Annotated in this window: 4 protein-coding genes; 3 read left to right on the top strand and 1 reads right to left on the bottom strand. The window is 72.7% G+C overall.

The features are described from left to right. Positions 1–4: 4 nt before the first annotated feature. Positions 5–9,040 (bottom strand): non-ribosomal peptide synthetase/type I polyketide synthase, encoded by a 9,036-nt coding sequence (locus tag A4R43_RS08235; protein WP_113691769.1) that lies wholly within the window; start codon positions 9,038–9,040, stop codon positions 5–7. 215 nt (positions 9,041–9,255) lie between these two features. On the opposite strand from A4R43_RS08235, the gene A4R43_RS08230 reads away from it, so the two are divergent. From A4R43_RS08230 to A4R43_RS08220, 3 genes are read left to right on the top strand one after another with little or no spacing between them, the layout of a single operon-like run. Further along, on the top strand, positions 9,256–9,978 hold the full coding sequence (locus A4R43_RS08230) for an aspartate/glutamate racemase family protein (RefSeq protein WP_162788371.1): 723 nt from the start codon (positions 9,256–9,258) through the stop codon (positions 9,976–9,978). 10 nt (positions 9,979–9,988) lie between these two features. Continuing rightward, the gene (locus A4R43_RS08225; protein WP_162788370.1) at positions 9,989–12,457 is read left to right on the top strand and encodes a non-ribosomal peptide synthetase; all 2,469 of its coding nucleotides are present in this window, start codon (positions 9,989–9,991) and stop codon (positions 12,455–12,457) included. After that, positions 12,454–19,752: a non-ribosomal peptide synthetase gene (locus A4R43_RS08220; RefSeq protein WP_113691766.1), complete on the top strand. Its 7,299-nt coding sequence runs from the start codon at positions 12,454–12,456 to the stop codon at positions 19,750–19,752. The genes A4R43_RS08225 and A4R43_RS08220 overlap by 4 nt, the downstream gene beginning before the upstream one ends. Position 19,753 lies beyond the last annotated feature (1 nt).

Here is a 19,753-nt window from a genome sequence, read left to right as displayed (position 1 = left end):
GGCCCTAGTGGATTTCGGCGCAGCGCGCGGCGGGGTCCGCGGCCACGGTGGCCAGCAGGCGCACGAACCCGTCGGCGAGCCCGCGTGCGGTCGGTTCGTCGAACAGGTCGGTGCTGTACTCCAGCGAGCCACGCACGCCCGCGGCGGAGCCGTCGGGGTGGTGGTGCTCGCGCAGGCTCAGCACCAGGTCGAACTTGGCGGTGGTGGAGCCGACCGGCTCCTCGCGCATCCGCAGCCCGGGCAGGCCGACGTCGACCTGCTCGGTGTTCTCCGAGACCAGCATGATCTGGAACAGCGGGTGCCTCGACCGCGAGCGCGGCGGGTTGAGCACCCGGACCAGGTGCTCGAAGGGCACGTCCTGGTGGGCGTAGGCGGGCAGGTTGGCGTCGCGGACGCGGGTGAGCAGGTCGCGGAAGGCCGGGTTGCCCGCGGTGTCGGTGCGCAGCACCACGGTGTTGGCGAAGAAGCCGATCAGCTGGTCGAGTGCGGGGTCGGCGCGCCCGGCGACCGGGGTGCCGAGCGGGATGTCCGTCCCGGCGCCGAGGTTGGTGAGCAAAGTGGACAGTCCGGCCTGGGCGATCATGAAGAAGCTGGCGGCGCACTCGCGGGCCAGGCCGAGCAGTCGTTCGTGGCAGGCGGCGTCCACTTCGAACTCGAGGCTGGCGCCGCGCTGGGACGGCTTGGCGGGCCGGGGCCGGTCGTAGGGCAGGTTCAGTTCGTCGGGCAGCCCGGCCAGCGCGGACTTCCAGAACTTCAGCTGGCGCGCGACGAGGCTGTCCGGATCCTTCTCGTCGCCGAGCAGCTCGGCCTGCCACACGGTGTAGTCGGCGTACTGGACCGGCAGCGGTGCCCAGGTGGGTGCGTGGCCCGCGCGGCGGGCTTCGTAGGCGGTGGCGAGGTCGCGGGCGAGTTGCCCGAAGGACCAGGCGTCACCGGCGAGGTGGTGCAGCACCACGGTCAGCACGTGCTCGGCGGGGCCGGTGCGGTGCAGCCGGACCCGCAGCGGCAGTTCGTTGACCAGGTTGAAGGCGTGTTCGGCGGCGTCGTCCGGGGTGCCTTCGGCGAAGTCGACGGTGGCTTCGGCGGCGGGCACGATGTGCTGCACGGCGACGCCGTCGATCTCGGTGACGGTGGTGCGCAGGCTTTCGTGCCGGGTGACCAGGTCGCCGAAGGCGGCGCGCAGCGCGCCGGTGTCGAGTTCGCCGTCCAGGCGGAACGACATCGGGATGTTGTACATCGGGCTCGGGCCGCCGAGGCGGTAGAGGAACCACAGCCGGGCCTGGGCGAACGACAGCGGCACGGGTTCGTCGCGCGGCACCGGGACCAGTGCGGGCCGGGTGTCGGCGTGCCCGGCGAAGCGGGCGGCCAGCCCGGCGACGGTCGGGGCGGCGAACAGCTCGCGCACGGTCAGCTCGTGGCCGAGTTCGGCGCGGACGCGGGTGAGCAGGCGCATCGCGGTGAGCGAGGTGCCGCCGTGGGTGAAGAAGTCGTCGTGCACGCCGACCGGGCTGCCGAGCACGTCGGTCCAGATCGCCAGGAGGCGTTCCTCGGCGGCGGTGCGGGGTTCGGCGCCCTGCGCGGTGTCCGTTTTGGGCAGGGGAAGTTCGGCCAGTGCCTTCCGGTCGACCTTGCCGCTGGTCAGGGTCGGCAGGGTGGCCAGCGCGAGTGCCTGGGCGGGAACCATCGACGACGGCAGCACGTCACGCAGGGACCGCACCAGGGCGAGCGGGTCGGCGATGTCCCCGGCGAGGTAGGCGACCAGTTGCTCGTCACGCACCAGCACGCAGGCGTCGCGGACGGCGGGCAGCGCGCGCAGTGCCTCTTCGATCTCGCCGAGTTCGATCCGGACACCGCGCAGCTTGACCTGGGTGTCGGCGCGGCCGAGGAACTCCAGTTCCCCGCTGTCGGACCACCGCACCAGGTCGCCGGTGCGGTACATCCGGGAGCCGTCGCCGGCGAAGGGGTCGGGCACGAACGCCGCGGCGGTCACGTCCGGCCTGCCGAGGTAGCCGCGCGCGAGCCCGACCCCGGCGACGTACAGCTCGCCCGCCTCGCCGGGTGGCACGGGCCGCAGGTCGGCGTCGAGCACGTGCACCCGGAAGTTCCACAGTGGACGTCCGATGGGGACGGTCACCGCCTCGACCCCGCGGCGGGCCTTCCAGAAGGTCAGGTCGATGGAGGCTTCGGTGGGCCCGTACAGGTTGTACAGCTCGGCGTCGAGCAGGTCGAGGCACTGCTCGACGAGCGCGGTGGGCAGCGCTTCCCCGGCGCACATCACGGTGTTCAGGCTGGTGCACTCCCCCACGTCGGGTTCGGCGAGGAACTCGCGCAGCGTGGTGGGCACGAACTGGACGCAGGTGACGCCGGTTTCGCGGATCAGCGACACCAGCCGGGCGGGGTCCTTGTGCGCGTCGTGCTCGGCGACCACGAGCGTGGCGCCGGTGAACAGCGGGCAGAAGAACTCCAGGATGGACGGGTCGAAGGTCATCGGGGTCTTGAGCAGCACCCGGTGGCCGGGGCCGAACCCGGCTTCGTGCTGCCACCACTGCAGGGTGTTCGACACGGCTTCGTGGGTGACCACCACGCCTTTCGGGCGGCCGGTCGAGCCGGAGGTGTAGAGCACGTAGGCGGCGTTGCCCGGTTCGGCCTTCCGCGGTGGGGCCTCGGCGTATTCGAGCGCGTCCAGCAGCACCAGGCTGTCCACTGTGGGCAGCAGTCCGGCGGTGTCGCCGGTGGCGAGCACGATGCGGGCGGCGGAGTCCTCAATCAGCCGCGCGAGGCGGGCGGGTGGCTGGTCGAGGTCGAGCGGCAGGTACGCCGCGCCCGCCTTGAGCACGGCGAGCACGGACACCACCAGGTCCGCCGAGCGCGGCAGGGCGAGCACGACGAGCTGCTCGGGTCCGGCGCCGAGCGCGGCGAGGTGCCGGGCGAGCCGGTCGGCGCGGGTGTCGAGTTCGGCGTAGGTCAGCGTTTCACCGGCGTGCACCAGCGCGGTGGCGTGCGGGGTGGCCGCGGCCTGCGCTTCGAACAGCTCGGGCAGGGTGCCGGGGCGCAGTTCGTGGGCGGTGTCGTTGAAGGGTGCCGGATCGAGCTGGTCGAAGCGTGCGTCGGGCCGGTCGAGGAAGGTGGTGAGCAGGTCCTGGTAGGTGCGTGCGTGGCGGCGGACGGTGGTGTGGTCGAACAGTTCGGCGTTGTACTCGAAGGTCACGGTGAGCTGGTCACCGGCGAAGAGCACGTCGACCTCGAGATCGATTTTGGTGTAGCGGCGGGTGGTGCGCCGCAGGTCGGCGGTGAGCCCGGTCAGCCGCGGCACGGCTGGGGCGCGGTCGACGTTGAAGATGGTGCCGACGGCCTGCGCGCGCGGGTCGAGGTTGAGCCGGGCGCCCAGCGCGGCGGTGGAGAACGCGGGGTGGGCGTAGGCCTCGACGAGGGTGTGCTGGATGCCGGTGACGTATTCGCGGACGGTGCGGGTGCGGTCGAACCGGCTGCGGATGGGCAGCAGGCTGCTGCAGTTGCCGACGAGCCGGTCGGCGCCGGGGTGGCCGCGCTGGGCCTGCGGCACGCCGATGACCAGTTCGTCCTGGCCGGAGAGCTGGTGCACCAGCTGGGCGTAGGCGGCGAAGAGCACGGTGAACGGGGTGACGCCGAGTTCGCGGCTGAGCGCGGTGACGCGGTCGGCGGCGAACCGGGTTTCCACGCGGCCGCCGCGGCAGGAGGTGCGGCCGGTGCGGGCGCGGTCGGTGGGCAGCTTGAGCGCGGGCAGCCCGGCGGGGAACTGGGTGGCCCAGTAGTCGCTGTCGTCGGGCTTGGCGGCCTGGCGGTGGACGAACTCGCGGTACCGCGGGGCGGGCGGCAGCGACGCGGCGCCGTTGTAGAGGTCCGCGATTTCCTCGAACAGCACCACGAAGGACCAGCCGTCGATCACGGCGTGGTGGACGCCGAGGTAGAGCTGGTGGTGGTCCGGGGCGAGGCGGAGGATGGCGGCGCGCACGAGCGGGCCGGTGGCCAGGTCGAACACCTCGTCGGCGCGGGCGTCGAACCAGGGCCGCAGCGTGTCGGCGGTCAGTTCGACCAGCGGGACCTCGACCGCCAGGCGGGGCAGCACCTGCTGCTTCGAGCCGTCCTTGGCGAACACGGTGTGCAGGCTGTCGTGGCGCGCGATGGTCTCGCCGACGGCGGCACGCAGCGCGGGCACGTCCAGCTCCCCGCGCAGGTCGAGCACGGCGCTTTCGTTGTAGGAGCGGGAATGGTCGGCGCTGACCTGGTCGAAGAACCACATTTCGCGCTGGACGTCGCTGAGCGGGTAGCCGTCGCCGTCTTCGGGGCTCTCGGTGGCCAGCGCGGGCCGGGCGCCGGGGAAGAAGCCCGCGGCGGTGAGCTGGTTGACCGTGCTGGCCACGGCCACCACGATGCGGTCGATGTCGGCGTCGGTGTGCGCGGTGGACAGGAAGCAGTTGCGGCCTTCCCAGATGTAGAGGCCCTGGGTGACGAGCATGGTGTGGAACAGCTCGACCAGTTCCGATGACGGGGCCTCGTTGAGGAAGCGCAGCCGGAACAGCGAGCCGAACCGGGCCACCCGGATCGGCACCCCGGCTTCGGTGAACATGGTGTCCAGGCGGGCGGCCAGCCCGGCGACCCGGTCGCTGAGTTCCTGTTGCAGGGCGGGGCCGCGGCGGCGCATCTCTTCGAGCACGGCGCGTCCGGCGGCCAGCGCGAGGGGGTGCTTGCAGAAGGTGCCGGAGAAGAAGGTCCGCACCGACTGCGGGTAGGGTGCGTCGCCGAAGGGCCAGGCGCCGCCGTCGATGGCGTCGAGGTACTTCGCGTCGCCGGCGACCACGCCGATCGGGAGGCCGCCGCCGACGACCTTGCCGTAGGTGGTGAGGTCGGCTTCGATGCCCCACAGGCCCTGGACGCCGCCGGGGTGCATGCGGAAGCCGGTGATCACCTCGTCCAGCACCAGCGGCACGCCCGCGTCCCTGGTCAGCGCGCGGACCTGGCGGAGGAATGCGACGGGCTGCTGGTCGGGTCGGCGGCTCTGCACCGGTTCGACCAGCACGGCGGCGAGTTCACCGGCGTGGGCGCGCAGCACTTCGAGGGAGGCGTCGTCGCCGTAGGTGAGCACGAGCGCGTTGCGGCTGATGTCCTCGGGCACGCCGGGCGCGAGCGGCACGGACTCGCCGGAGGGGTCCTGGCGGGCCAGGATCGGGTCGGCCGAGCCGTGGTAGGCACCGGCGAACAGGGCGATCTTGTCGCGGCCGGTGATGGCCCTGGCCAGGCGGACGGCCACCATCACCGCTTCGGAGCCGGTGTTGCAGAAGACCACGCGCTGCTTGCCGGTCAGCTCGGTGATCAGGCGGGAGACGTCGTCGGCGAGGTCGGAGTGCGGGCCGAGCTGCATGCCCTGCTCCAGGCGCGCGGTGATGGCGTCGTTGATGAAGGGCTCGCCGTGGCCGAAGAAGTTGACGCCGAAGCCCATGGTGAGGTCGATGTATTCGTTGCCGTCGAGGTCCCACACGTGGGAGCCGCTGGATCGGGTGACGACCAGCGGGTAGCGGGCTTCACGCAGGGTGAGGTACGGCTGCGGGGCGTGGCGGACGTCGGCGTGGTAGGCGCGTTCGCGGGCGGCCTGCGCCTTGGACGCCCGGGTGCGCTCGCAGAACCGGGTCACCACGTCCTCGGCGAGTGCGCGCTGGGCTTCGGTGAGGTGGCCGGCGGTTTTCTGCGCGGCCTTGGGGGCGAACGCGACGAAGGTGTCCTTGGGGGCGATGGCCCGGACTTCCTTGCGTGGCATGGAAACCGCGGGCATCGCGGGCGGGGCCGGGGCGCTTGTGGCCCCGCCGCGCATCAGCTCGTAGGCCTGTGCCATCACCTTTTCATGGACTTCGAGGAAACGGCCGACCTCGGTCCCGGCCGCGGGCAGCGGCCCGGCGGACGGCGACCCGGCGGGCACGGGCGCGGCCGCGGGGGCGGTGGTTTCGGCGGGCGCGTGGGCGCGGACGTGGTCGGCGAGGCGGTTGAGCGTGTTGAGTTCCTCGAACAGGCGGTTGATCGGGATCGACACGCCGAAGGTGCGCTGTACCGACTGCAGGGTCTGGAACAGGGTCATCGAGTCGGCGCCCAGTTCCAGGAAGGACAGGTCGGGATCGATCGGGCCGCTGGTTTCCAGCAGCGTGGCCAGCACCTGGGCCAGCGACGGCAGCACGCGGTCGTGACCGTCCACGCCGGACTCTTTCACGGTGTTCACAGGCTGCTCCTCGACACGCCGGTGCGCCTCGCGCTCGAACGGATAGGTGGGCAGGTCGGTGCGGGTGGCGCGGTGGCCGTGGTGGAAGGCCGCCCAGTCCAGGTCGCGGCCGTGGGCGTAGAGGCGCGCGGCGCTGCCGGTGAGCACTTCCCAGTCGCCGGCGCCTTCGCGCAGGGACGGCACCCAGACACGGCCGGGCAGGGCGCGGCGACCGGCGCCGATGAGCACCTGCTGCGGGCCGACCTCGACGAACTGGGTGCAGCCGAGATCGCCGAGCGTGGTGATGCCGTCGGCGAAGCGCACGGTGTCGGTCAGGTGCCGGGTCCAGTAGTCCGCGTCGGGGCGGCACGGGCGGCCGTCGAGGTCGCTGATCAGCGGGATGCTGGGTTCGCGGTAGGTGACGGTGGCGGCGATCTCGGCGAAGGCGTCGCGGGCGGCGGCCATCATCGGCGAGTGGAAGGCGCGGGTGCTGCTCATGGCCTTGGTTTTCACGCCGCGGCGGTGCAGTTCCGCTTCAAGTGCGGCGATTTCGGCGGGTTCACCGGAGACGGTGACGTTCTCGGCGCCGTTGACCGCGGCGAGGGCGAGGCCGGAGGTGAGCGCGGCCCGCACGGTGTTCTCGTCGGCGAAGACCACCAGCATGGCGCCGGTCCCGGCGAGTTCCTGGACCACGCGGCCGCGTTCGGCGACGAGGCGGAGTCCGTCGGCGAGGTCGAACACCCCGGCGACGCAGGCGGCGGCGAGCTGGCCGACGCTGTGCCCGAGCAGGTAGTCCGGTGTCACGCCCCAGCTTTGCCAGAGCCGGGCGAGCGCGTATTCGAGGCAGAACAACGCGGGCTGGGTGTAGCGGGTTTCGCCGAGGCGGTCGCCGGAGAACAGCAGGGCGGGCAGGGTGGTGCCGACCTGGTCGGCGAACAGTTCACCGCATTCGCCGAGCAGGCCGCGGAAACGCGCGCTGGTGGCGTAGAGCTGCCGGGCCATGCCCGGGTACTGGGCGCCCTGGCCGCTGAACAGGAACGCCAGCCCGCCCGGCCCGGCCGGGCTTTTCTGTCCGATGTGGACCTTCAAGGATCCTTGCCCGGCCGCGATTTCGGTGAGCCGCTCGCGGAGTTCGCCGGGGTCGCCCGCGGAGAAGGCGGCGCGGTGGCGCAGGTGGGCGCGGCCGACGTTGGTGGTGTGGCAGAGGTCGCGGACGTTGGGGGTGTCGAGTTCGGCGTAGCGGGCGGCCAGGGTGCGCAGCGCGGTTTCGGTGCGGGCGCTGAGCGTGCACACGTGCCGCGGCCGCAGTTCACCGCCGTCGCGGGCGGGGGTGGGCTCCGGTTCGGTGACGATGACGTGGGCGTTGGTGCCGCCGAAGCCGAACGAGCTGACGCCCGCCGCGTGCCTGGTCGTCCAGTTCCGCGTGGTTTCGGGGATTTCGAACGGGCCCGCGGCGATTTCGGCGTTGCGTTCGCGCAGGTGCAGGTGCGCGGGGATGCGGCCGTGCCGCAGCATCAGCACGACCTTGATCAGCCCGGCGATCCCCGCGGCGGCCTCGGTGTGGCCGATGTTGGTCTTGACCGAGCCGAGCAGGAACGGCTCGGTGCGGTTTTCACCGAGTACCGCGGTCAGCGCGCGGGTTTCGATGGGGTCGCCGAGCGGGGTGCCGGTGCCGTGGGCTTCGACGTAGCCGATGTCGGCGGGGGTGAGCCCGGCTTCGGCGAGCGCGTCGCGGATGACCTCCCGCTGCGCGGCGCCGCTGGGTGCGGTGAGCCCGTTGCTGCGGCCGTCCTGGTTGACCGCCGAGCCTCGCAGCAGGGCGAGCACGCGGTCGCCGTCACGCCGGGCCGCGGACAGGGTTTTCAGCACGACCACACCACAGCCTTCGGCGCGGACGTACCCGTCGGCGGCGGCGTCGAAGGTTTTGCACCGGCCGTCCCCGGCGAGCATGCCCGCCTGCCCGAACACCTCGGTCAGCTCACCGGACAGCAGCAGGTTCACCCCGCCGGCCAGCGCGGTTTCGGCTTCACCCGAGCGCAGGCTGCGGCACGCCAGGTGCACGGCGACCAGCGACGAGGAGCACGCGGTGTCCACGGCGAGGCTGGGGCCCTTGAGGTCGAGGAAGTACGACAGCCGGTTGGCCGCGATGCTCAGTGCCTGCCCGGTGCCGCTGTGGGCGGTCAGCGGGGCGCCGGAGCGGGCGTGGTCGCTGGTGCTGATCCCGACAAAAACCCCGGTGCGGGTGCCCGCGAGCGCGCTCGGGGCGATCCCGGCGTGTTCGAGCGCTTCCCAGGCGACTTCGAGCAGGAGCCGCTGCTGGGGGTCCACAGCGGACACTTCGCGGGCGGAGATGCTGAAGAAGCCCGCGTCGAAACCGTCCACATCGCGCAGCAGGCCGTGGGTGCGGCCCAGCTCGGCCGGGCGGCGCCGCGCGTCGGCGATGCCGTCGCCGCCGCGGTCGAGCAGGTCCCAGAACTCGGCGGGTGAATCGGCGCCGGGGAACCGGCAGCCCAGCCCGACGACCGCGATCGGCTCGTCCCGCGCGGCTTCGGCGCGTTCCCGTGGCGCGGGCGCGGTTTCCCCGCCGGACAGGTGCGCGCTCAACGCGTTGATGCTGGGGTGTTCCCAGAACAGGGTGGCCGAAAGGTCCATTTTGAGCAGTTCGGCGAGTTCGCCGATCAGGATCACGGCGTCGCGTGAGGACAGTCCGTAACCGGACAGCGGCGCGTCGCGGTCGATGGCCTCCGGTGGCAGCCCGGTGCGCGAAGCGAGTTGCTGGACAAGCCATGACTGCAGGCCGGCCTGGGTTGGCTGCACCGGGGAATCCCCTTCTGCTCACGGATGGGTGTGCGAAGCCAGCCACGCCGCCCCCAGCGCTCAACGGATCCGCGAGTTTCATGCATAGCCGGGCATGCCGGGGGTGGCCAGGGCCACGCCGCACGCTCTAAGGGGATTTCTAAACCCTGCCGTGACCACGCCGAAAAGGCGTTTCCAGGAGCGACACTCGTCGGCGGCGTCCACCGGGAACACCGGTGGCTGAAGGAGGGCGGGCGGCGATGCTGGGCATTCTCGGCGGCATGGGGCCGCACGCCTCTGCCGAGTTCCTCCGCACCATCTACGAGACCGCGGGCGAGCGCCACGGCGCTTCGGCCGAACAGGAGTTGCCGCGCTGCCTGCTCGATTCGGACCCGGCCTTTCCCGACCGCACCGAAGCGATCCGCGCGGGCCGCGACCGCGAGTTCAGCGAGCGCCTGCGGCAGCGGCTGCGGAACCTGGCCGAACAGGGCGCGACCCGGATCGTGCTCACCTGCGTCACCGCGCACCACTTCACCCGCTGGCTGGACCCCGGCCTGACCGGCCGGCTGATCTCACTGGTGGACGTGGTGCTCGACGATCTCGAGGTCGGCGGGGACGGCCCGTTCCTGATGCTGGCCACCAGCGGCACCCGCGAGGCGAAGGTGTTCGAGTCGCATCCGCGCTGGCCCGCGGTGGCGCACCGGGTGCTGCTGCCGCCCGCGGGCACGCAGGAGGAGATCCACCGGCTGCTCTACCGGCTCAAGCGCGAACCGGCCGGTGCCGAGCACGCGGGCCGCGTCGAAGACCTGGTGGTGCAGTACGGCTGCCGCGGGGTGATCGCGGGCTGCACCGAGGTCCACCTGCTGACCCGCTGGTGGCAGGCCAGGGCGGGCGGGCCGCTGGTGCTCGATCCCCTGCGCTCCATCGCCAACGACTTGCCGAAACTGCTCGAGGATTAGGAGGCCCGTGGTGAACCGGGAATTCTGGACCGACCGGCTGGCGGGCTTCGCCGAGCCGACCCGGCTGGGCGGGGAACGGGGTACCGACGCACTCGCCGGCGCCGTGGTCGAGCGCGAGTCGGCGCCGCTGGCCGGGCTCAAGCAGGCGGGCGCGCCCGCCGGGGTGCCGCCGGAGCACGTGGTGGTCGCGGCGTGGAGCCTGGTGCTGGCCGCGCACTCCGGGACCGACGACGTGGTGTTCGGGGTGCGCCCGGCCGGGGTGGACCAGCCGAGCCCGCTGCGGGTGCGGCTGCGTTACGACCTGCCGCTGACCGCGTTCTTCGCGGGCCTGCGCGCGCAACTGGAGGCGGGCCTGGCCGAGGACCTGCCGTCCGAAGCCGAACTGGCCGAATGCGCCGGGCTGGCCGAGGGCACCGCGTTGTTCGACAAGGTGGTGCGATGGGACCACGGCACCGGCACCGAGCACGCCCTCGAACTGCGCCTGGACCTGGCCGAGCCGAACCTGCACCTGCGCCTGTCCTACGCGCCGGGCCGGATCCGCGAGGCCGACGCGCGCCGGTTGCTCGACGACCTCGACCGGCTGCTGGCCGACATGGTCATCCGCACCGGCGCCAGCCCGCTGCACGAGTTCACCGTGCTCTCCCCCGCCGAACTGCACCGCATCACCCGCGAATGGAACGACACCGCGGTGGCGCGGACCCCGGCGTGCATCCACGAACTGGTCGAGCGCCAGGCCGCGGCCACCCCGGACGCGCTCGCCGTGATCCAGGGCGAAGACCGGCTCACCTACGCCGAACTCGACGCGGCCGCCGGGAAGCTGGCACGCCGCCTCGCCGCGGCCGGGGCCGGTCCCGGCGACTTCGTCGCGCTGCGCCTGCGCCGGAGCGTGCACACCGTGGTCGCGCTGCTCGGGGTGCTCAAGTCCGGTGCCGCCTACGCGCCGATCGAGCCGTCACTGCCACCCGAGCGCGCGCGGGCACTGCTGGCCACGCTCGGCGCCCCGGTGCTGATCACCGACCGCGACCAGGTGCCCGCCGCGCGGGAACTGGGCGAGCGGGAGATCCTGTGGGTGGGCGAACCCGACGGCAGCGACGGCTGGGCGCTCGACGACCGCGGCGCACCCGAACCGCGGCGCGCGCGGCCGGACGACCTGGCCTACGTCATCTTCACTTCCGGCTCCACCGGCACCCCGAAGGGCGTGCTGCTCTCGCACGCGCCGGTGGTGAACCTGATCGAATGGGTCAACACCACCTTCGGGATGGGCCCGGCCGACCGGGTGCTGTTCCTCACCTCGCTCGGCTTCGACCTGTCGGTCTACGACGTGTTCGGCGTGCTCGCCGCGGGCGGCAGCGTCCGGGTGGCCACCGACGACGAGATCCGCGACCCGCGCCGCCTGCTGTCCATTCTGGACAGTGAGCCGATCACCTTCTGGGACTCGGCACCCGCCGCGCTGCAGCAGCTGGAGCCGTTCTTCACCCTGCGCGGGGCGCGGCCGGACCACCCGCTGCGGCTGGTGTTCCTCAGCGGCGACTGGGTGCCGGTCACGCTGCCGGACTCGGTGCGCGCGGCCTTCGGCGAACCGCGGGTGGTCGCGCTCGGCGGCGCCACCGAGGCGGCGATCTGGTCGAACTTCTTCCCGGTGGACCGCGTCGATCCGGGCTGGGCGAGCATTCCCTACGGCAGGCCGATCGACAACGCGCGGTACTACGTGCTCGACGGCGGCCTGCGCCCGGCGGTGCCCGGCGCGCCCGGCGACCTCTACATCGGCGGCGACTGCCTCGCTCTCGGGTACCACGGCGACCCGGAGAAGACCGCCGAGAAGTTCGTGCCCGACCCGTTCAGCGACCGGCTCGGCGCGCGCCTGTACCGCACCGGCGACCGCGCGAAGTACTGGCCCGACGGCACCATCGAGTTCCTCGGCAGGCAGGACGACCAGGTCAAGCTGCGCGGGTTCCGCATCGAGCTGGGCGAGGTCGAAGCCGCGCTGACCGCCGAACCCGGCGTTGCCTCGGCGGTGGCCGTGGTACGCGGCGCCCAGCTGGTCGGCTACGTGGTCCGCGCGCCCGGCGACGACCCCGATCCCGCCGAAATCCGCGACCGGCTCGCGCGGCGGCTGCCCGCGTACATGGTGCCCTCGCAGGTGGTCGTGCTCGACGAGCTGCCGGTCACCGCCAACGGCAAGCTCGACCGGCGCGCGCTGCCCGCGCCCAAGGAACCGGTGCCCTACGTCGAGCCGGGCACCCCGGTGGAGAAGGCGATCGCGGAGCTGTGGGCCGACGTGCTCGGCGTCGAGCGGGTCGGCGTGGTGGACAACTTCTTCGACCTCGGCGGGCATTCGCTGCTGATCACCCAGCTGATGGCCAGGGTCAAGGCGGTGCTGGAGGTGGACGTGCCGATGACGGCCGTGCTGGACAACCAGACCCTCGGTGAGTTCTCCGCGGTCGTCGAAGCCGTGCTGCTCGAAGAACTCGGCGCATGAGCACGGACGCCCGGCTCCAGGCACTGCTGGAGAAGCGGCTTTCGCGGGCAAAAGCCGCCCGGACGATCCCGCGGGCCGACGGGCCGCGGCGGGCGTCACCGGCGCAGGAACGCATGCTGTTCCTGGAGGAACTGCACCCCGGCGCGGCCACCTACCACGTGCTGTTCACCTTCCGGCTGGACGGCCCGCTCGACGCCGGACGGCTCGAAGCCGCGTTGCGCCGCGTCGAACGGCGGCACGAAATCCTGCGCACCGTCTACGAACGACGTGGTGCCGAGGAGTTCCAGGTGGTGGCCGCGACCCCGCTGAAGCTGCGGCTCGCCGAGCAGGAACCCGATCTCGACGCGCAGATCATGGCCGAGTTCGCGGTGCCGTTCGACCTGCGCCGCGGGCCGGTGTGGCGGGCGCTGCTGCTGCGCGCGAGCGACACCAGCCACCACCTGGTGCTCACGCTGCACCACATCGCCTTCGACGCGTCCTCCATCGAAATCCTGCTCCGTGAACTCGCCGACGGGTACGCGGGCCTGCCCGAACCGGCGCCCCTGCCCCTCCAGTACGGCGACTTCGCCGCGTGGCAACGCGACAAGCTCGACAACGGCGGCTACCACGACCAGCTCGACTACTGGACCAGGCAACTCGCCGACGCCCCCGCCCGCCTCGCCCTGCCCGCCGACCGCACCCAGGCCGGCGCCGGGCAGGCCGGGCTCGTCCGCACCCATCTCGACGCGCGGCTCACCGCCGACCTGCACGCCCTCGCCCGCCGCAGCGGCGTCACCTCGTTCATGGTGCTGCTCGCCTGCTTCCAGAGCCTGCTGCACCGCTACAGCGGCCAGTCCGACGTGGTGGTCGGCACGTCGGTGGCCGGGCGCACCAATCCCGAGGTCGAACCGCTGATCGGGTTGTTCGTCAACACCGTGGCGCTGCGGGCCACGATGACCGGGCACACCACCTTCGCCGACCTGCTCACCCAGGTCCGCGCCACCGCCGCCGACGGCTTCTCCCGCCAGGACGTGCCGTTCGAGACCGTCGTCGGCGAGCTGCCGCTGGACCGCGACCTGGCCGCCACTCCGGTGTTCCAGGTGCTGCTCAACTGGATCACCGTCGACCGCGAGCCGCTGCGCCTGGGCGACGTGCTGATGACCTACGTGCCGCGTGCCGGTACCGGGGCGGCCAAGTTCGAGCTGACCCTGGAGGCGGGTGAGGACGCCGGGCGGCTGGAACTGGAGCTGGAGTACGACCGCGGCCGCTGGGACGAAGCCACCGCGCACCGGCTGCTCGGCCACCTGACCACGCTGACCCGCGCCGCCGTCACCGATCCGTCCCGCCCCATCGGTGACCTGCCGCTGCTGGACGCGGAGGAACGCACGTTGGTCACCGAGCGGTGGCCGCGCCGCCCGGCCGACTACGGCCACCCCGGCAACCTCGGCGTGCTGTCCGATGTGGACGGTGACGCGCTCGCGCTGGTGGGCGACGGCGTGGCGGTCACCTACCGCGAACTCAACCGGCGCGCCGACCGCCTGGCCCACCACCTGATCGGCCTCGGCGCCCGCCCCGACCAGCCGATCGGCGTGCTGTTCGACCGCTCCCCCGAACTCCTCATCGCGCTGCTCGGCGTGCTGCGCGCGGGCGCGCCCTGCCTGCCGCTGGACCCCGACAACCCGGACGCCCGCTCCACCGCGGTCCTCGAAGACGCGGGCGCGAAACTCGTGGTCACCGAAACCGCGCTCGCCCACCGCGTGACCACCTGCCCCGCGATCGTGCTCGACGAGGTCCCCGGCGGGCCGGACCACCCGCCCGCCGTGCCCACCGACCCCGACCACCTCGCCTACATCTTCTACACCTCCGGCTCCACCGGCAGGCCCAAGGGCGTGATGATCAGCCACCGCGCCGCGCACAACCAGATCCGCTGGCAGCTGGAAACCCACGGCCCGGCCCCCGACGACGCCGTGCTGTGGAAAACCACCGTCACCTTCGACGTCTCGCTGACCGAGCTGTTCACCGCGCTGCACTCCGGCGCGCGCCTGGTCGTCGCCGAACCCGGCGGCCACCGCGACCCCGGCTATCTGCGCCGCCTGATCGCCGAGCACGGCGTGACCCGCGCGCACTTCGTGCCGACCATGCTCGCCGCGCTCGTCGCCGCCGACGGCGGCTCCCTGGCCCCGCTGGAACTGGTGGAAAGCGCCGGCGAGCCGATGTCCCCCGAACTCCGCGACGCGTTCCTGACCGCCACCGGCGCCAAACTGCTCAACGCCTACGGCCCCACCGAAACCACCGTGCTGGTCACCGCGGGCGACACCCAGCACGGCGAACCGGCCGTGCCCATCGGCGGCCCGATCGCCAACAGCCCCTGCTACGTGCTCGACCAGAACCTGAACCCGCAACCCATCGGCGTGCCCGGCGAGCTGTACATCGGCGGCGCGCAACTGGCCCGCGGGTACCTCGGCCGCCCCGACCGCACCGCCGAAAGCTTCCTGCCCGACCCGTTCGCGGCCGACGGCACCCGCATGTACCGCTCCGGCGACCTCGCCCGCTGGCGGGCCGACGGGCAGCTCGACTGCCTCGGCCGCGCCGACCACCAGGTCAAGCTCCGCGGCCACCGCATCGAACTCGGCGAAGTCGAAGCCGTGCTCGCCGAACACGACTCGGTCGACCGGGCCGTGGTCGTGGTGCACGGCGACCAGCTCGCCGCCTACCTGCTCGCCCCCGGCGAGATCGAACCCGGCGTGCTGCACGACTGGCTCGCCGCCCGCCTGCCCGCCTACATGGTCCCCGCCTCCTACACCCGGCTCGAGAAGATCCCGCAGACCTCCAGCGGCAAGGTCGACCGCGGCAGGCTCCCCGCACCCGGCGACGCCGCCCGCCCGGCCCGCCAGTACGACCCGCCGGCCACCCCGGTCGAACGGCGCCTCGCCGAGATCTGGAGCGAGGTGCTCGCCGTCGGTGAGGTCGGCCGTGACGACGACTTCTTCGCGCTGGGCGGGCATTCCCTGCTCGCCGTGCAGGTGATCAGCCGCGTCCGCGAAACCCTCGGCACCCCCGTCCCGCTGCGGACGCTGTTCGAAGCCCCCACCGTCGCCCGCCTCGCCGCGCGCATCAGCGAAACCACCGGCCCCGCCCTGCCGTCGGTCGAACGAGCCACCGACCGCACCATCCTGTCCGCGGCCGAAGCCCGGCTGTGGTTCGTCGACCAGCTCAACCCCGGCGACCCCGCCTACAACCTCCCGGCGATCTGCCGCCTCCACGGCCCGCTCGACCTCGACGCGCTCACCGCCGCCCTCCACACGCTCGCCGCCACCCACGAAGCCCTGCGCACCACGTTCCCCGCCACCGACGGCCGCCCCGAACGCGCCGTCACCGAAACACCGCTTCCCATCCGCACCGTCACCGCCGCGTCACACGAGGTCGCCGGAATCCTGGCCGCCGAAGCCGCCGTCCGCTTCGACCTGGCCACCGGCCCGCTCGCCCGCGCCACGATCATCACCATCGACCCCGGCGAGCACGTGCTCGCCCTGGTCTTCCACCACTCCATTGTGGACGGATGGTCCATCGGCGTGCTGCTCGACGACCTCCGCGCCGCCTACACCGGGCGCGCACTGCCCAGCCGCCGCCTCGCCGCCGCCGACTACGCCGCCTGGCAGCACGAACTCGACCACGGCACCGCACTCGACTACTGGCGCCACCGCCTCGACGGCCTTCCCCCGGTACCCGAACTGCCCGCCGACGGGCCCAGCGAACCCGGCTCCGCGGGCGCCGCCCACCACTTCACCGTGCCCGCCGGGCTCACCGGCCCGCTCACCGAACTCACCACCGCCGAAGGCTGCACCCCGTTCATGGGCCTGCTCGCCGCCTACGCCGCCCTGCTCAGCCGGTACACCGGCCACGACGACCTCGTGCTCACCATGCCGGTCACCGACCGCGCCCGCCCCGAACTCGAAGGCGTCACCGGCCTGCTGCTCAACACCGTCGTGCTCCGCCTCGACACCACCGGCACCTACCGCGAACTGCTCCACCGCGTCCGCGACGCCGTGCTCGCCGCCTACGAACACCGCACCCTGCCCTTCGACCGGCTCGTCGGCGAACTCGGCCTCGACGGCCCCGCCCTCACCCGCTACAGCGTCACCCTCGACCCGTCGGCCGCACGCACCACCGACTTCGCCGACGACGTCGTGCTCGAACCCGTACCCTTCCAGCCCGCCCACACCAAGGCCGACCTCAACCTGCTCTTCGAAGAGGACGCCACCAGCGGCTGGCTCGTCTACCGCACCGGACTGTTCGACCCCGCCCGCATCGAACGCCTCACCGGGCACCTGCTCACCCTGCTCGGCGGCGCCCTCACCGACCCGGACGCCCCGCTGTCCGAACTGGCCATCCTCACCAGCGCCGAACGCACCGCCCTCACCGCGGAAACCGCGGCCGGACCACGGCGCACGCTGCCGGAACTGTTCACCGCCCAAGCCCGGCGCACCCCCGACGCCCCGGCCGTACCCGGCCTGACCTACCGGCAACTCGACGAACGCGCCAACCAGTTCGCCCACCACCTGATCGCCCAAGGCGCACCAGGCGAACTCGTCGCGCTGGCCCTCGACCGCGGCCCCGACCAGGCCGTCGCGATCCTCGGCGTGTGGCGCGCGGGCGGCGCCTACCTCGCACTCGACCCACACCACCCCGAGGCACGGCAACGCGAACTCGTCCAAGACAGCGGCGCCGCCCTGGTCGTCGACGAACTCACCTACTCCGACAACACCGAACCCACCGGCATCGAAACCGACCCGGACGAACTCGCCTACCTGGTCTACACCTCCGGCTCCACCGGCCGCCCCAAAGGCGTCCGCACCCCGCACGCCGCGGCCGCCGCCTACCTCGCCGACTACCTCGGCACCCACTACGACCTCGGCCCCGGCGACACCGTGCTCCAGCTCGCGTCCCTGCCCTTCGACGCCGCCGTCCGCGACCTGTTCGGCCCGCTCACCACCGGCGCCCGCGTCGTCCTGCTCGACCACGACCACGCCGCCGACCCCGAAGCCATACTCACCACCATCGACCGCGAACAGGTCACCTGCCTGCTCAGCGTCGTGCCCACCCTGCTGCGCGCCATCCTCGCCACCGCGGGCCCCGGCCACGGCGAACACCTGCGCCTCGTGCTCACCGCCGGCGAAGCACTCGACCTCGCCGACTGCGCCCGCACCCGCGAAACCTTCCGCGGCCGCCCGCTGGTGGTCAACCAGTACGGCCCCACCGAAGCCACCATGACCACCACCGCGCACGCCATCACCGAAGGCACCACCGGCCCCGCGCCACTCGGCCACCCGGTCGCCGGCGCCCGCCTCTGGCTCATCGACCGCCACGGCGACCTCGCCCCCGACGGCGTGCCCGGCGAAGTGTGGATCGGCGGCAACCGCCTCGCCCACGGTTACCACCACCGCCCGGACCTCACCGCCGACCGGTTCGTGCCCGACCCCTTCGCCGGGGTGCCCGGCGCCCGCGCCTACCGCACCGGCGACCTCGCCCGCCGCGACACCGACGGCACCCTCCGCTTCCTCGGCCGCCTCGACGACCAGGTCAAGATCCGCGGCAACCGCGTCGAACCGGCGGGCATCGAAAACCTGCTGCGTGCCCAACCCGGCGTCACCGAAGCCGCCGTCATCGCCACCGGCACCCCGCTGCGGCTGGCCGCCTACGTCACCCCGGACACGCTCGACGGCACCGCCCTCCGCGCCAAGCTCCGCGAACTGCTGCCCGAATACCAGGTCCCGTCCTGGATCCAGCCCCTCACCGCACTCCCCCGCACGGCCAACAACAAGGTCGACCGGAAAGCACTCGCGGCACTGGACACCCCGGCCACCGAGCCAGCGAAGCCGGTCACGTCACCCACCGAAACCGCCGTCGCCGCCCTCTTCGACGAACTGCTCGGCGCCGGTGACCACAACGACTTCTTCGCCCGCGGCGGTCACTCCCTGCTCGCCGCCCAGCTCGCCGCCCGCATCCGCCGCACCTTCGGCGTCACCCTGCCGCTGCGCACCGTGCTCGACCACCCCACCATCACCGGACTCGCCAGCTGGATCGACGCACAAGCCGCCGAAACCACCACCGAAACCACCCAGCCCGCCGCGGAACTCACCCCCGCCCAGCGCGCCATCCTCGACCACACCCGCGAACACCCCGGCACCGCCGCCTACCACATCGGCTTCGCCGCCATGCTCGACGGACCACTCGACGAAACCGCCCTCGTCCGCGCCGTCGACGCCACCGTCGCCCGCCACCCCATCCTCCGCACCCGCTTCACCGACCGCCCCCACCTCGAACCCAGCGTGCTCATCCCGTTCCTCCGCCGCGACACCCGCAACGAAGCCGAAGCCACCGCACTCGCCCAAGCCGAACTCCGCACCCCGTTCGACCTCACCACCGGCCCGCCCCTCCGCGCCGCCCTCCTGCGCTGCGGACCCGACCGGCACCTGTTCGCCCTCACCGTCCACCACATCGCCGCCGACGGCTGGACCCTCTCCATCCTGCAACGCGACCTCACCGAGTACTACAACGCCCAGCTCACCGGCCGCACCCCGCAGCTACCCCCGGCCCCGCCCTACCCCGGCACCACCACCCGGCAGTCCGATGTGGACTACTGGACCCACCGGCTCGACGGCATCCCGGCCGAACTCGCCCTGCCCACCGACCACCCCCGCACCACCCCCAGCCTCGACGGCGCCACCCGCTACTTCGACCTCGACCCCACCACCGCCGACGCCGTGCGGGCACTGGCCACCGAAACCGGCACCACCGAATTCATGGTCCTGCTCGCCGCCACCCAGCGCTGGCTCCACCACCAAACCCACCAGGACCGCTTCCGCATCGCCGTCCCGGTCAGCAACCGCCCCGACCCCGCCACCGAACACACCGCCGGCCCCTTCGCCAACACCCTCGCCCTCCCCGCCGACCTCACCGGCGCACCCACCTTCCACGAACTGCTCACCCGCGTCCGCGACACCGTGCTCGACGCCTGGGAACACCAGCGCACCCCCTACGAAGACCTCGGCCAACCCCGCTGCCAGGTCATGTTCGGCATGCAGAACCTGCCCACCCCCACCGAAACCCTCACCGGCCTCACCACCACCCCGCACCCGCTCGACCGCGGCACCTGCCGCTACGAACTCCACCTCCGCTGCTACCGCACCCCCACTGGCCTGTCCGGCTGGCTCGAGCACAACACCACCCTGTTCACCCCCGAAGGCATCGAACGCCGCCTCGCCGACTTCCGCGCCGCCCTCCACCGCGCGGTCACCGAACCAGGAGAACGCTGAC

The sequence above is a fragment of the Amycolatopsis albispora genome, assembly GCF_003312875.1.
GTDB classification, from domain to species: domain Bacteria; phylum Actinomycetota; class Actinomycetes; order Mycobacteriales; family Pseudonocardiaceae; genus Amycolatopsis; species Amycolatopsis albispora.
This window is presented reverse-complemented; position numbering and strand designations above follow the sequence as displayed.